The organism is Niallia sp. Sow4_A1, from assembly GCF_052116745.1.
Taxonomy (GTDB): Bacteria; Bacillota; Bacilli; order Bacillales; family Cytobacillaceae; genus Niallia; species Niallia hominis.
Map to the genome: position 1 here is coordinate 1 of NZ_JBQKKM010000077.1, position 14,640 is coordinate 14,640.

A 14,640-nucleotide genomic window follows, 5' to 3' on the forward strand; every position below is an offset into this window, starting at 1 on the left:
CAAAGTGCCTGAACTATTTCCAGTAAAGAACCAATATCAAATTAATGAAAAAGTGTTAAATTTAATATGGATAGGTGTTTTATATATGTCTCATTTGGCTAGGTCAGTTCAAGATGACCCAACCTTTTTGTCAGGTGAAGAGGAACTATCCGAGATTATCGACAGCCACCGCTCTGAGGAACATTTTAATTTGCTGCTGTCCCATCGACCAGAGTTGTTTTCCCTCTATGAAAAATTGGATCTAGTCTTAACTGGTCACGCCCACGGAGGGCAAGTAAGACTCCCGTTCATCGGCGGAATAGTCGCACCAGATCAAGGCTTTATGCCCGAATATACAGCCGGCATGTATAAAAAAGAAGAAACGGTAATGATTGTTAATAGAGGTTTAGGTAATAGCATAATTCCCCAGCGGATTTTTAATCGACCAGAGATTGTGGAAATAGTATTAGAATAAGGAGCTTTCCTTAGAAGAATCGATCTTCTTGGAAGGCTCCTTTTTACGTTATGCTTTATCTGTCACAGGATATACGGTGAAAAAATCAGCATAGTCTACTAGATGAAAGTCAGCAATTTCACATTGATTTTGGAACATACAGGTTTGAATCCCTAATTTATTTGCCGGAATTAAATCCAATTCTCTATCACCAATCGCTAAATCAATCGAATACTTCGTATGTAAATAGTGATAGGAATCTACTGCAGGCTTCCTAGGAAATCCATTCTCCAAAGTTACGATTTCCGCAAAATATTTCTCCCATCCATAATGGCGAAGAAAATGAGTAACTCCCGCATAGCTTTTATGTGTCATAATCACATTCGTATCCGCTTTTTTTAAAATCTCCTCTACACCTGGAAAAGGCTTTACCGCACTTACATCGATTTCCTTATTCATAGTCTTAATCTCTTTTATCTGCTGTTCCGTTAATCCAAAAAATTGAATCGCATGGGAAAAGGAAACTTTTAATTCTTTATAAATAGAGTCCTTTTCTATCTTTTCTCCAAGTATCTTGTAAAGAACCTCTGTATAAGCAGGATATGTATCAAATAATGTACCATCAAAATCCCAAAGAATATTCATATAGGAATCCTCCATAAATGTTGTTTCTTCTATGTTAATATACTTAATTTGGTAAGTCTATTAGGAGATTGCTAGAGTGGGAGAGGAAGGAATAGGGATGAACGCAGGACTTTGGAGGGAGGAGGGGGAAAGTAGTGTTCATCAGAGGGATGAAAACCAAAAGCAGCGGAACCAAAGGAAAAAGTGGTATTCATCAGGGGGATGAAAACCAAAAGTAGCAGGATCAAAGGGAAAAGTGGTGTTCATCAGGGGGATGAAAACCAAAAGCAACGGAACCAAAGGAAAAAGTGGTGTTCATTAAGGAGATGAAAACCAAAAGCTGCAGTATCAAAGGGAAAAGTAGCGTTCATCAAGGAGATGAAAACCAAAAGCAATGGTATCAAAGAGAAAAGTAGTGTTGTGTTCATCGTTCATCAGAGACAATAGTAGTAGTTGTCCCCTCCCCATACGTAAAGGAAATGCCAAAAACCCAGTCCACCAAAATATCCCCCCTAATATTGACGGATAATCTAAAAATGTTTATTATATTACTAACGAAATATAATTTTGTTTATAAAATAACAAACAAAATAACGAGGTGTTTGTTTTATGGATGTTTCATCATTTTTTCAAAACGCAACAATAGATGAATTAAAAAAGGGATATATAGAGAAAGATGATTCGTTTCTTTGTCTTTTGTGTGGGGAGCAGGTAGAGAAGGGCATTATCTATCCAGTGGATGGCAAATTATATGAGGCGGAGAAGTTTATGAAGCGTCATATTGAGGGTTCGCATCAATCTGTGTTTCATTATTTGATTGGTCTTGATAAAAAGATGACAGGGTTAACGGAGCATCAGACGAAATTACTGGAGCTGTTTTATCAAGGGAAAAGTGATGCAGAGGTAAAAAAGGAACTGGAGATTGGCAGTGCTTCAACGATTAGGCATCATCGTTTTGCTCTGAAGGAAAAGGAACGGCAAGCAAGAAATTTTCTGGCGATTATAGAGTTAATGAAGGAAAAGGACAATCATGCCCCTAGTTTTGTCCCCATTCATCAAACAGCTACGATGGTAGATGACCGATACAATATTACGGAAGCAGAGCAGGAAGAAATAGCAGCTAAGTATTTTAATGCAGGAGTCTTGAGTAAATTTCCGATGAAACAAAAGCAAAAGTTAATGGTTCTTCGTGAAATAGCAAAGCGATTAGAAGGACAGGAGAGCTATTCGGAAAAAGAATTAAATCAGCTCTTACAAACAATTTATGAGGACTATGTTCTGATTAGACGATATTTAATTGAATATGGATTTCTTGATCGCAAGGCAGATGGAAGCCTTTATTGGTTAAAAAAATAGACTGTTTTCAAAAAAAGATTATTGCTTTTTTAATAGGATAAATACATTGATTGGGAATGGTGAGCAGTCTGAATACACGGAGACTTGGGAACTGGGAGAAAGTCCAACGGAGTTGCGAAGCCTCCCTCCCATGGAAAGCGAAGTGTATTTTAAGCTGAAGCTTATAACAACAAGCTTTACGATAATAGCCAAAAATAAGAGAAGGGTGAAAAAAATGGACCGCAAAAAAGTACTAAAACAGCAATATCGAGAAATTCCGATTGAAGCTGGTATTTATACAATAACAAATAAAAAGAATGGGAAGGTATGTGTAGTCAGCACACGGAATTTTAAAACAATTAATGGTGTAAAATTTTCCCTGGAAAATGGCGGATATGCGAATAAAAAGCTGGTGGAAGAATGGAAGGAATATGGAAAGGATGCATTTTCCTTTGAAATAGTAGAGGTATTAAAGCCGAAAGAGGATCCTTATTATAATGAAAAAGAAGAGCTAGCAAAACTGGAAGATAAGTGGTTGGATAAACTACTGCCGTTTGGTGAGAAAGGCTATAATAATCGGAAAAATTAAGGATAAATCTAAATACACAAAAAAAGCTGTATTAGCAATATAGATAACAATAAGACAGCATACACAAAGGTTGGGAATAAAAGGGGATTAAGTCCAACCTTTGTGATTTTTGTATAGAAATTATTAATTCCTCAAAGTTATCTCCTAACTTTTTTTCTTAACTGCCACCCAAACTTCACTATATACATTTTCCGAAGCAGTAGTGTATTTGGTAAATGAAATTCCAGGTAATTCTACCAATTCATAATCAGAAGAAGGCAACCATTCAGAATATATTTTTGCGGTAGTCTCTTGGAGTGTAACTGGAAATGGTCCTTGATTAGGGAAGATTGCCCATAAACTTTCTTCAATAGCAATTTGCTCTAAATGATCGACTGAATTTTCTTTTGTCGTTGCAAAACCAATCATATGAGTTAAATATCCTTTTTCCTCCAAATAGCCATCATCAAAGTCAAAAGAAACATTTAAGACTTGATAAGGATATAAATCAGCTAATTGATGCATGTCATTTCTTTGTTGTTCGGTAATGGAATGGGCTAGTTCTAAGATAGCTTTATTTTCACCTTCGAATTGTATGGGTACTCTTTTCGAGACACCTACAATATTAAATTTTTCTTTCTTTTCTATTTTGAATTCCATAGAAGTTCCTCCTTTGATATCGATATAGAATGAAAATTTGGGAAATGATTTTTGAATTTTATTTTTGATTACTTCTGAAGGTAAAAAACCACTCCATTCACGAAAGGCTCTTGAAAATCCTTCTATTGATTGATAGCCATATTTATAGGCAATATCAGTCACTTTTGCTCCGCTAATTAAATCAACATTCGCAACCGATAATCTCCTATTTTTGATATACTCATTTAATGACATTCCAGCCATATAGGAAAACATTCTTTTAAAATGATATTCAGATAGTCCGACGATTTTCGATATATCTTTTCCAGTGATTTCTTCCGTTAGATGTGTTTCGATGTGCTCCATTAAATTATTTAATTGTTGTAGCATTTATTTCCCTCCTCACAAATACATAGTATCGTTAATAGGTATGATTTACTCGATAATTATCATACGGATTATATCGGAATATGCCTTTTATAAGAGTTTAGCCTATGATAATTACACGGCCAAAACATTGACAGCTGAAGTAATGTAGTATACCCAAAAGCAATTTGGATTTAGATCCTTGAATACAAATGATAAGTGGTCACGGAAACTTTTCTAAAAGGTGCCAGATGAAAATGGCATCTTTTTTTCATAAAAATACTTTCATTTTTCCCCACGAATTGGTATCTTACTTAATAAGATTATAAAATTAGATGGAATTTTTCCAATAGTAAAAAAAGGGGATATGGCTATGATCCGAGAGATGAAGGAAACAGATTTAGGAGAGGTACTAGAGATTTATAATGATGCCATTTTACATACAACGGCTGTTTATGATTATCGTGCACATTCCTTAGAAGACAGAAAAGGATGGTTTAACCAGAAAACAGAGGGAGGGTATCCCCTTTTTGTTTTTGAGGAAGATGGCAAAGTGCTTGGGTTTGCTACATATGGTCCATTTCGGGCTTGGCCAGCTTACAAGTATTCGATTGAGCATTCTGTATATGTCCATAAAGAGGCAAGGAAAAAAGGGATTGGCACAAAGCTATTAAAAGCCCTAATCGAACGTGCTGAAGAAGAGAGCTATGCGACATTAATTGCTGGAATCGATAGTACGAATAAAGGAAGTATTCTCATCCATGAGAAACTAGGATTTACTTATTCAGGCACGATTAAAAAAGCAGGCTATAAATTTGAGAAATGGCTAGATTTGGCTTTTTATCAGCTAGAATTAAAGGGTCCAGAATCCCCAGTAGAAGGATAAGGAGGAATAATAAGGATGGCAAAACCAGCAATTACGGATTATCCAGAACATTATAGAGGCTATGTAGGTCTAGTTCCAGAAGGAGACATAATCGAAATTATTGGTTCTCAGCTAGACGAAACATTTGCTTATGTGAAGGCGAATGAAAAGCAAAGGGATTTTCGCTATGCAGAGGGGAAGTGGTCCCTTATAGAAGTGATTGGTCATCTTATCGACACGGAAAGAATTCAGGCTTATCGTTTATTACGGATTGCTAGGGGAGATAAAACGCCGTTAGCTGGATATGATGATGAAAGCTATGTGGAGAATGCTAATTTTTCCTCCAGAACAATAGACGACCTTCTCCAAGAATTTAAAGCTGTTCGCTCGTCTACTGTTGCCTTGATAAAAGGTATTTCAGAAGATGCCTGGGAAAAGAGGGGATTTGCTAATAAGGGAGAATTTACAGTGAATGCCCTTGCCTATATTATTGCAGGCCATGAACGCCATCATTTGAAATTAATTAAAGAAAGATATACGCTCTAGCATATAGGGAGATTCCTGAGAGGGAGTCTTTTTTTGTCGTTCTTCGGAAAAAAGGGGGAATTAAATAGACAAAAGGAAAAAGACTTGTGTCGATATATAACTATATTGGATAGTTAACTGCATTAAAGCAGTGCAAAAACTGTCTCTTTAATTTTTATGGAAAAATAAAATTGAGTCAAATTGTCGGAAATTTACGTGCTATAATAAAAGGAAATTAAACTTATATAGAAAGTTGGGGGTTTTTAATGGCTGTATATACTCCTCAGACAAGGTTTCATCCAGAGATTGCTCTTACAAATCTCTCTGATATGACTAGTGGCGCACACATCATGTACATAACAAGTAACAAAGACACATACATAACAAATGCTGCGTCCTTCATAAAAGCCGGTCTGCTTTTGGAGCAAAAAGTTGTTTTAGTAGATCAGAAGAAAATATGGCCACTAATAATCAAAAAGTTGGAAGAAAACGGATTAGAAAAGGAAAAGATTAATCAGATTCATTTCATAGATAGTGAGGAAGTCTATTTTAGAAGTGAAAATCTTCAATTAGCAAGTATTATAGAAACAATTAGTGGCTCAATTGATCCCGATTATTTTTTTAATAGGGATATAACGATGCGGTTTTGGGGGAAAGCCCAAAGTCTCTTTGAACAAGACAAAATCATAGATAACTTGCTTCAATATGAGAATGAAGTGGATGAATACATAAGAGATTATCAAAATTATGCTGTATGTGCCTATGATGGGACAGAATTATCTGCAAGCAATTATATCCATTTAAAAAACGCCCATCCATATGTAATGACAGATACAGAATTCACATTATCTAATGTTTATAAAAAAGAAATCAAGCCTCCATCCCCCGTACAGAGTGGCAAATATGAAGAAACCCTTGCCAATCTTCAACTAGCACAAACCTACTATTCCCGACTAGTAGACGACATGCTAGATGCGGTCTTCATTACTTCTAACAATATTATTATGTATGTAAATAAAGCAGCAATAAAACTATTAGAAACAGAAGACCTTGTTGGAAAATCAGCATATGAGATTATGAAACCAGATTTCTTAGAAAAGTATTTAGAAAAGGAAGAGCTTATTTGGGGAGGAGAAATAGCAACACCTTACGAGATGGAGCTTATTACCTCTCAGGGAAAAGTAGTAGAGGTAGAAATTCTAGCATATCCATTTCTCTTCGAAGATTTAAGCTCGACAATTATTATAATTGCCCGAGATATAAGGGTCAGAAAAGAAAATCAGCAGCTTCAGATTAAAAATGAAAAACTAGGAATCGCTGGTCAATTAGCAGCAAGTATCGCACATGAAATTAGAAATCCCCTTACTGCTATTAAAGGATTTCTAAAGCTCGCATACCAAGGAGCAATGAAATTAAAAGATATTTATCCAATCCTTGATATTGAAATTAATCGGATTGAAACAATAGCGAGCGAGTTAATGTTTCTAGGAAAACCAGCTAAGTCGGAAATTAAAAAAATAAGCATAGGAAAGATTCTACTAGATGTCTATACTTTAATGCAATCGCAAGCCAATTTAAATAATGTCGCCATTAATTTAGATACATATGATGAAAATTTGACTGCCTTATGTAATGTGGATCAGATAAAACAGGTTTTTATCAATCTGGTCAAAAATGCAATTGAAGCAATGGATAATGACGGAATTATTAATATAGAAGCAAAAGTGGATGAAAGATGGATTGTCGTTACGATTAAAGACAATGGCAAAGGGATTCCCAATGAAATAAAAAATAAGCTTGGGGAACCTTTTTATACGACAAAAGAAAAAGGAACAGGACTAGGATTAGTTATCTGCTATAACATCATTGCAGAACATAAAGGCAAAATAGATTTCGTGTCAGAAGATGGAGTTGGCACAACCTTCACGATTCGACTGCCTTTAGCCAATTAAATTAATTGTTTTGCATGTTTAAAATTTCCTCTATAGTGAAAGAATTCGTAATAGAGGAGGTTAGACAATGAAAAGTAGACATGTTACTATCGCTTCTATTTTTACCTTAGTGCTATTATTTTATGGCTGTTCATCAGCTGAAGAAAATAGTGACAAAGAATCAAGTCAAACCGAGCAGCATGAACACCAAGAAACTGGCTCTCCAGAAATCCCTGAAGGTTTAGAGCCTGCAGCGGATCCGAAATATAAGGAAGGTAGTCAAGTAATCTTAAAGGCCAATCATATGGAAGGGATGGACGGAGCAGAAGCGACCGTTTTAAATGCTTTTGATACTATCGCCTATCAAGTGACCTATACTCCGACGACAGGCGGAGAACCGGTCAAGAATCATAAATGGGTCATCCAGGATGAAATAAAGGATGCGGGAAGTGAAATGCTTGAAAAGGGAACAGAGGTTACCCTAGAAGCAGATCATATGGAAGGCATGAAAGGCGCAAAAGCAACTATTGAATCCGCTGAGAACACAACCGTGTACATGGTAGACTACCAACCAACAACAGGCGGCGAGATGGTAACCAATCACAAATGGGTCACAGAGGAGGAAGTTTTTGCTGAATAATGTTGTAAAAAAAGGGTTGTAATTACAGCTCTTTTTTTGTATGCTTGAATAAAGTTTTCTGAACATTCAATCTTTATTAACGGGAGTATATTTGACAAAATATTGTAAAAAATGATAAATTAAATAAAAATACATAATAAAACTATTTTCAAGGAAACTATATAATGATATGATAGATGTACGTTATTAAGAACGTATTTGTTAAATTATTTCTATTTTTCAACTTAATACAGAACGATTCTAATGAATTTGCTAATAATTTACAAAAAAGAACTTCGGATGGGAGTTCCTTTTAAGCAAAAAAATGGTATAATTATAAAGCGAATTGCCTAAAGGAGGAAATAACTTGAAAAAAGTAAGAAAAGCGATCATTCCAGCCGCTGGACTCGGAACTAGATTTTTGCCAGCAACGAAAGCAATGCCGAAAGAAATGTTACCAATTGTTGATAAGCCTACTATTCAATATATTGTAGAAGAAGCAATTGCTTCTGGGATTGAAGATATTATAATCGTTACTGGTAAAGGGAAAAGAGCGATTGAAGATCACTTCGATTACGCCCATGAATTAGAACAAAATCTTCTTGATAAAGAGAAATTTGAATTGCTTGAAAAAGTTCAATATTCCTCTAATCTAGCAGATATTCATTATATTAGACAAAAAGAGCCAAAAGGATTAGGACATGCTGTTTGGTGTGCGAAAAGCTTTATTGGGGATGAGCCATTTGCTGTTTTACTTGGTGACGATATCGTACAAAGCGATACACCTTGCCTGAAACAACTAATTGAACAATATGAAGAAACACATGCTTCTGTTATTGGTGTTCAATCCGTACCGGACAATGAAACACATCGTTACGGAATTGTAGATCCAAGCGATAGCGAAGGAAGAAGATACCAGGTTAATAATTTCATTGAAAAACCAGCTCCTGGAACAGCTCCATCTAACTTAGCAATCATGGGTCGCTATGTGTTGACACCAGAAATCTTCATGTACTTGGAAAAACAACAAACAGGTGCAGGCGGAGAAATCCAATTAACAGATGCAATCCAACAACTAAACCAAATCCAACGCGTATTTGCATATGATTTCGAAGGAGATCGTTATGATGTTGGCGAAACATTAGGATTCGTAAAAACAACATTAGAATTCGCGCTACAACGTGATGAAATGAGAGAAGAAATTCTTGAATATATGAAGCAAGTGCTTGATAAAGCTGATTTAGATAAAATCAAAGTATTATAAGAAAGAAACGCCTTTTGAGTGCAGGGATATCTGCATTTGAGAGGTGTTTTTTTTTGAAATTTGTGGTGTGAGTGTGGGAGTAATTAGTTAGTTGCTGGTGGTTGGCTGATAAGAGCAGTAGTTTGGCTGATAAACCTCAAGTTTGGCTGAAAAGAGTAGTGTTTTGGCTGAAAAATCCCAAGTTTGGCTGAAAAGAGCAGTGGTTTGGCTGATAAACCTCAAGTTTGGCTGAAAAGAGCAGTGGTTTGGCTGAAAAATCCTAAATTTGGCTGAAAAGAGCAGTGGTTTGGCTGAAAAATCCTAAGTTTGGCTGATAAACCCTCAATTTTGGCTGATATCCCAATATCTCTTCCCTCGGTTTTGCTTATGTCTTAATGTTTCCAGCCATAATTCCAAATTTCTACCCGAACCGACTCCAAAATTAGAAGTATAACCACAAAACGGTAACCAAACCGACTCTGCATGTAATCACAACTGCAAAATCCCTTCCCTCATTTTCCAGTCTACCCGCACGCCCTTAAAACAAAAAAAAGCTTTATTACTTGTTCAAAATAACAAGTAATAAAGCTAGTTCCAAAAGTAAAGTTTCTAAATTAGTTCACTTCGCTCTTGGCTGAAGTCCGACTCTTCTTATGCCACAGCTCCTTCACTTTGATGATCGCATCCTCTGTGTTTTGCACATATAAATCGATCGTTTGCTCATCTTTATATTGTAAAGCCGTTCTTTCATAGAGAGGATCATAATAGTAGGTTAACAGCAATTCAACAGCTTCAGCATAGTTTCTAGTCTCTAGAGCTTCCTCAATTTTAGCAGCCGCGGGTGTGTGGATGCGCCGCTTGATTAATTGGAATGCTTCTACACATTCATCATGATGATCGGCTGGAGAATAGTCAGCCAATATATGCTGAACTCGCTCCTCGATTGGCATATGAATAAATAGCTGAAGGCCAGCCTCCTTTTTTTTCAAAAGAAAGTCAGGTAGCAGTACTTTGCCAATCCGCTTGCTTTCACCTTCCATTAAAAAATAGGGAGAAGCAGGAAGCTTTTCGATTTCACCAACAAGCAAGGAGTCGAAAGTCTTCTGATTATGGGGTTTGAGCCCAATTTGTCCGAAGATGGAGCCGCGATGATTGGCCATTCCTTCCAAGTCCAATACAGGAAGTCCTTCTTGCTTTAAATGCTGTAAAATAACCGTTTTATTGGAACCGGTGTAGCCGTTTAAGACAATTGCTTCCTGAGCCATTTCCATTGCATCTAATTGGTGGATAACCCACCTGCGATACGTCCGGAATCCGCCTTGCAAGCGGTAGCTATGAACGCCCATTAAATCAATAACGGTTGCCGCTGTTTTACTGCGCATGCCGCCCCGCCAGCAAAAGACCACTACATCCCTTGATAATTCTTGGAATGACTGAATGAAAGCAGGCAGTTTTGCAGACACAATTTCCAAACCGCGAGCTTTTGCCGCTTCCACACTTACCTGCTTATAAATAGTCCCAACCTCTGCTCTTTCCTCATCTGTAAAAAGAGGGATATTGATACTGCCAGGGATAGAATGCTCATGAAATTCAGAAGGAGAGCGAACATCTACTAAAGAAAATTCTTTTTTCTCCCGTAATTCAAATAATCGTTCAATCGTTATATCTTGAAACAAGGTAACTCCGCCTTTCGCTTACCCAACAAAAATATGACCAGGGCTCTCTTCTGTGACGTCGCCAATGATGGCCGCTTCTACACCAGCGCCAACTAATTCTTGCAGCAATGCATCTGCTTGGTCGCCTTTAACGGAAATCAACAATCCTCCAGAGGTAACGGCATCGCATAAAATCAATTGATCGATTTCATCCAATTCAGAGGAGAACGTAACATCGCCTTCTAAATGTGCAAAGTTATTTTTCGTTCCACCAGGAATAACGCCTTCTTGTGCTAGTTCTTTTACGCGCGGAAGGACAGGAACTTGCTTGGACGCGATTTTAATAGTAGTATTACTTCCTTTTGCCATTTCAGAAGCATGTCCCAGAAGTCCAAATCCAGTGACATCCGTACAAGCATGCACCTCATAAGCTCCCATCACTTCTGCAGCCTTCTTATTCAGTGTAGCCATAACGTTTGTAACACGATCAATTTCTTCTGTTGTCAAAAGGCCTCTTTTAATCGATGTAGTTAAAATGCCGACACCAATTGGTTTAGTTAAAATTAATTTATCAGTCGGCTTAGCACCGGCATTTGTACGTACTTTATCTGGATGAATCGTACCAGTTACAGCAAGGCCAAATTTAGGCTCTTTATCATCAATCGAATGACCGCCGACAAGTGTAGCACCAGCTTCTTTCACTTTATCGCCGGCTCCGCGCATAATATCAGCCAAAATTTCTTTTTCCAATACAGAAATCGGGAAAGCAACAATATTTAAGGCAGTTAGTGGTTTGCCGCCCATTGCATATATGTCACTTAAAGCATTTGCCGCAGCAATTTGTCCAAATGAATAGGGATCATCTACAATCGGTGTGAAGAAATCAACGGTTTGGACAATCGCTAAATCATCTGTAAGCTTGTATACGCCAGCGTCATCGCTTGTATCTAAGCCAACAAGAAGATTTGGATTTTTTTCAGCTGGAGGAAGGGTACGAATTACTTCAGATAAATCAGCAGGTCCAATTTTACAACCGCAGCCTCCTTTTGAAGATAAAGATGTAAGTTTAACGGAATAAGACTGTGTCATATGACACCAACCTTCTTTCTAGTAAAATAAATATTTTTTTATAAGCTTCATTATCTATTATAAAGCAATGGGAAGCTCAATGCATGCTATGTAGATTGGATGGGAAAAAAAGGGGAGTAAATCTTTTTCGAGTGTCTAAAAATAAATATATGATATAATTTAATCGCACTTAATTTAATGATAACGAAGGTGAGAGAGATGAGTACGTTAACAGAGGAGCAATCAAGCCAAAAAAGAACGTTTTGGTTCGCTTTTCTATTTATAGTAGTTACAGTAATTGGTCTTACTTATGTGAAATGGTGGCCTTATTATCATAAAGCGATCCTTTCTTTTCAAACACATTCTATTGGAGATTCGATTCTCCAAGATCAGATTTCTAACTCTTTTTCATGGAGTGCAGCAGTAAGTTATACGGTTGCCTACTTCCAATCTGTATGGAAAGCAGCAGTTTTAGGTATTCTGCTCGGATCGCTTGTTCAAGTGCTGTTACCGTCAGGATGGCTGTTAAAAGTATTAGGAAAAACTAGCTTTGGCAGTACAGCAGCTGCAGGACTTGCTTCCATTCCAGGAATGATGTGTACTTGCTGTGCCGCGCCAGTTGCGGTTGGACTTCGCAAAAAGAATGCTTCCGTCGGTGCAAGCTTAGCTTTTTGGATTGGAAACCCGACTATCAATCCAGCAACTTTAATTTTTATGACATTCGTCCTTTCTTGGAAGTTTACATTATTACGACTTGTGATTGGACTGATTTTAACCTTTGGCATTAGCTATCTCGCTAATCGCTTTGTAAAGGATGCACCATCTGTATCTGTTGATAAATTAATAGAAGATGCCGAAGAGGATAAGCGTTCCTTTATGAAAAGATGGCTTGCTTCTTTAGGAAGCATGATTCTTTATGTTGTTCCGGCGTATGTTCTATCTGTTTTAATATTAGGAGCTGCACGCTTTTGGATTTTCCCACAATTAAGTGACAGCATGTCTAATAGTTTGCTTGCTATTCTGATTTTTGCCATTGCTGGAATGCTCTTTGTTATTCCAACAGCAGCAGAAATCCCAATTATTCAAACCCTTATGATGATGGGGCTTGGGGCAGGGCCAGCTGCCGCTTTGCTTATTACATTGCCAAGCATTAGCTTGCCTTCCTTATTAATAGTCGCTAAATCCTTCCCAAGGAAAGTGCTCGTATTTGTCAGTCTTTCCGTTGTTGTATTAGGCATTATCAGTGGATTAATAGGAAAAGTAATGATATAGGATGACAGATCCACGTGCATTAAGACACGATGGATCTGTTCTTTTTTACGACGTCAGTTGAGGACCGTATCACTAGTTCTGGTTCATAAATAATGGGAGGTTCGTTTGATAGATTAAATTCTTTTCCCTCTACTGCTGCAATAATCCATCTAGCAGCATCAATCCCCATACGGCTTTTCGGATGATTAATGGTTGTTATTGCTATCTCTGTTGAACCAGCTGGATTAACATCATCAAACCCGATGAGAGAGATATCCTGTGGAATGGACAATTGTAATTTTTCTAAAACTGTTTGCACAGACTTTGCGATAAAATCGTTGTAACAGACAATGGCAGTTGGCAACTTATTTTTGTTTTTAAGCGTATTCAAAAGTTTTTCTGCAAAATCATGATGTAATTGTTCCGTAGTAAAGGTTACGAGATTTTCTGGACTAATGGAACGTTTTCCATGTCGCATTGCCTCTAAAAAGCCTTGCATACGATGAACACCTTGTAAATCATCAGACTTAAAGATTCCTAGAATTTGTTCATGGCCAAGTTGAATCAGATGATCTGTTGCCATATATCCTCCTTTGACATCATCCATTTTTAAATGAAAAGGAGAGAGCTGAGAATAGAACTGATTAATCATTAAATACGGAATATTACGCTGCTCCAGTTCAAGATAACAGTCCATATTAGGATTAAATTGATTGCTTTTAGTAGGTTCTAAAATTAGGCCATCCATGTTCAAATCAAGGAGATTACGGAGACATAGCCGTTCTTTCGCATGGTTATTTTCCGTACAGACTAATGTTAAAGAATAACCTCTATCCGTTAAATAGGTCTCCATTCCGCGAATAATCGATGGAAAAATATAATCGGAAAGATAAGTCATCATCACGCCTATATTTTTCCCATTTGTTTTGCTATCACCTATTTTACTAGCAAAAGGCTCCCCACAAAAAGTGCCAACACCCGGCTCCCGATAAAGCCACCCCTCATGAACCAGCTCTCTCATCGCTAGGCGAACCGTATACCTACTCACATCAAATAATTTCGCAAGCTCATATTCAGAATAAAATCGCTCACCTGGTTTCACTCTTCCATCCATCACCCAATCTTTTACCGCCTCTACCACCATTAATTTCTTCGAATGTCGCCCCATCGTAAATCTCCCCCTTTTAAATGAAAATCTGTTACTTCTAAGAAATGCGAACAATTCTGGAGATATACATTTTTATTGTATTTTTGTAAAAGAATGTTGAAGTTGGGGTGGGAGTGGCGCTGATTTGACCTGAGGAGTGTGGGATAGAGCTTGTTAGGGAGGAGCGGTGAGAGAGACTGTGTCTAAGCCCGAATGACAGAAAAAGTGGTCGCCGAGGTAACAGAGAGTCGTTCTCTAAGCCCGAATGGCAGAAAAAGTGGTCCTCAAGGTAACAGAGAAGCGTTCTCTAAGCCCGAATAGCAGAAAAAGTGGTCCTCAAGGTAACAGAGAAGCGTTCTCTAAGCCCGAAT

The 14,640-nt window shown here is 37.4% G+C and carries 13 protein-coding genes and 1 pseudogene; 9 read left to right on the forward strand and 5 right to left on the reverse strand.

The features are described 5' to 3' along the window. A pseudogene (locus tag ACTQ5K_RS24110) lies at positions 1 to 454 on the forward strand (metallophosphoesterase); the annotation flags it as partial. 48 nt (positions 455 to 502) lie between these two features. Here the strand turns inward: ACTQ5K_RS24110 and ACTQ5K_RS24115 are convergent. Continuing rightward, positions 503 to 1,078 carry an HAD-IA family hydrolase gene (locus ACTQ5K_RS24115; RefSeq protein ID WP_031539971.1) on the reverse strand — a complete coding sequence of 192 codons (576 nt, stop codon included), beginning with the start codon at positions 1,076 to 1,078 and terminating at the stop codon, positions 503 to 505. Between the two features lie 588 nt (positions 1,079 to 1,666). Between ACTQ5K_RS24115 and ACTQ5K_RS24120 the strand changes: the two genes are divergently transcribed. Both ACTQ5K_RS24120 and ACTQ5K_RS24125 read left to right on the forward strand, forming a co-directional pair. Next, complete coding sequence (locus tag ACTQ5K_RS24120; RefSeq protein ID WP_031539973.1) at positions 1,667 to 2,413, forward strand: DUF2087 domain-containing protein; 747 nt, start codon at positions 1,667 to 1,669, stop codon at positions 2,411 to 2,413. Between the two features lie 46 nt (positions 2,414 to 2,459). After that, a complete protein-coding gene (locus ACTQ5K_RS24125; protein ID WP_441994389.1) occupies positions 2,460 to 2,981 on the forward strand; it encodes a GIY-YIG nuclease family protein in 522 nt (173 codons plus the stop codon). A gap of 144 nt (positions 2,982 to 3,125) precedes the next feature. Here the strand turns inward: ACTQ5K_RS24125 and ACTQ5K_RS24130 are convergent, their stop codons facing one another. Further along, positions 3,126 to 3,989, reverse strand: coding sequence for an AraC family transcriptional regulator (locus ACTQ5K_RS24130; RefSeq protein ID WP_441132165.1), 864 nt, complete (start codon positions 3,987 to 3,989; stop codon positions 3,126 to 3,128). Between the two features lie 349 nt (positions 3,990 to 4,338). On the opposite strand from ACTQ5K_RS24130, the gene ACTQ5K_RS24135 reads away from it, so the two are divergent. The 5 genes from ACTQ5K_RS24135 to galU all read left to right on the forward strand — a co-directional run bounded on the left by ACTQ5K_RS24135 (position 4,339) and on the right by galU (position 9,169). Beyond that, positions 4,339 to 4,851, forward strand: coding sequence for a GNAT family N-acetyltransferase (locus ACTQ5K_RS24135; protein WP_441994390.1), 513 nt, complete (start codon positions 4,339 to 4,341; stop codon positions 4,849 to 4,851). A 15-nt stretch (positions 4,852 to 4,866) separates the two neighbouring features. Then, the gene (locus tag ACTQ5K_RS24140; protein ID WP_441994391.1) at positions 4,867 to 5,376 is read left to right on the forward strand and encodes a DinB family protein; all 510 of its coding nucleotides are present in this window, start codon (positions 4,867 to 4,869) and stop codon (positions 5,374 to 5,376) included. A gap of 245 nt (positions 5,377 to 5,621) precedes the next feature. Next, entirely contained in the window at positions 5,622 to 7,307 is a 1,686-nt protein-coding gene (locus tag ACTQ5K_RS24145) for an ATP-binding protein (RefSeq protein WP_441994392.1), read from the forward strand. 67 nt (positions 7,308 to 7,374) lie between these two features. Next, positions 7,375 to 7,926, forward strand: a complete 552-nt coding sequence (locus tag ACTQ5K_RS24150; protein WP_441994393.1) for a YdhK family protein — start codon at positions 7,375 to 7,377, stop codon at positions 7,924 to 7,926. A gap of 346 nt (positions 7,927 to 8,272) precedes the next feature. Further along, entirely contained in the window at positions 8,273 to 9,169 is an 897-nt protein-coding gene (gene galU / locus ACTQ5K_RS24155) for a UTP--glucose-1-phosphate uridylyltransferase GalU (RefSeq protein WP_251628686.1), read from the forward strand. A 593-nt stretch (positions 9,170 to 9,762) separates the two neighbouring features. Here galU and mnmH read toward each other — a convergent pair. Both mnmH and selD read right to left on the reverse strand, forming a co-directional pair. Further along, positions 9,763 to 10,824 (reverse strand): tRNA 2-selenouridine(34) synthase MnmH, encoded by a 1,062-nt coding sequence (mnmH, locus tag ACTQ5K_RS24160; protein ID WP_441994394.1) that lies wholly within the window; start codon positions 10,822 to 10,824, stop codon positions 9,763 to 9,765. Between the two features lie 18 nt (positions 10,825 to 10,842). Beyond that, positions 10,843 to 11,892: a selenide, water dikinase SelD gene (gene selD, locus ACTQ5K_RS24165; RefSeq protein ID WP_441994395.1), complete on the reverse strand. Its 1,050-nt coding sequence runs from the start codon at positions 11,890 to 11,892 to the stop codon at positions 10,843 to 10,845. A gap of 198 nt (positions 11,893 to 12,090) precedes the next feature. On the opposite strand from selD, the gene ACTQ5K_RS24170 reads away from it, so the two are divergent. Beyond that, the gene (locus ACTQ5K_RS24170; protein ID WP_441994396.1) at positions 12,091 to 13,143 is read left to right on the forward strand and encodes a permease; all 1,053 of its coding nucleotides are present in this window, start codon (positions 12,091 to 12,093) and stop codon (positions 13,141 to 13,143) included. A gap of 19 nt (positions 13,144 to 13,162) precedes the next feature. Here ACTQ5K_RS24170 and ACTQ5K_RS24175 read toward each other — a convergent pair whose 3' ends face one another. Beyond that, positions 13,163 to 14,290 (reverse strand): GntR family transcriptional regulator, encoded by a 1,128-nt coding sequence (locus tag ACTQ5K_RS24175; protein WP_048718258.1) that lies wholly within the window; start codon positions 14,288 to 14,290, stop codon positions 13,163 to 13,165. Positions 14,291 to 14,640 lie beyond the last annotated feature (350 nt).

Coding starts and splice junctions, on each gene's coding strand:
- ACTQ5K_RS24130 (WP_441132165.1), bottom strand. CDS start 3,989: ATGCTACAACAATTAAATAATTTAATGGAGCACATCGAAACACATCTA.
- ACTQ5K_RS24175 (WP_048718258.1), bottom strand. CDS start 14,290: ATGGGGCGACATTCGAAGAAATTAATGGTGGTAGAGGCGGTAAAAGAT.
- ACTQ5K_RS24135 (WP_441994390.1), top strand. CDS start 4,339: ATGATCCGAGAGATGAAGGAAACAGATTTAGGAGAGGTACTAGAGATT.
- selD (WP_441994395.1), bottom strand. CDS start 11,892: ATGACACAGTCTTATTCCGTTAAACTTACATCTTTATCTTCAAAAGGA.
- ACTQ5K_RS24150 (WP_441994393.1), top strand. CDS start 7,375: ATGAAAAGTAGACATGTTACTATCGCTTCTATTTTTACCTTAGTGCTA.
- ACTQ5K_RS24120 (WP_031539973.1), top strand. CDS start 1,667: ATGGATGTTTCATCATTTTTTCAAAACGCAACAATAGATGAATTAAAA.
- ACTQ5K_RS24140 (WP_441994391.1), top strand. CDS start 4,867: ATGGCAAAACCAGCAATTACGGATTATCCAGAACATTATAGAGGCTAT.
- ACTQ5K_RS24145 (WP_441994392.1), top strand. CDS start 5,622: ATGGCTGTATATACTCCTCAGACAAGGTTTCATCCAGAGATTGCTCTT.
- ACTQ5K_RS24115 (WP_031539971.1), bottom strand. CDS start 1,078: ATGAATATTCTTTGGGATTTTGATGGTACATTATTTGATACATATCCT.
- ACTQ5K_RS24170 (WP_441994396.1), top strand. CDS start 12,091: ATGAGTACGTTAACAGAGGAGCAATCAAGCCAAAAAAGAACGTTTTGG.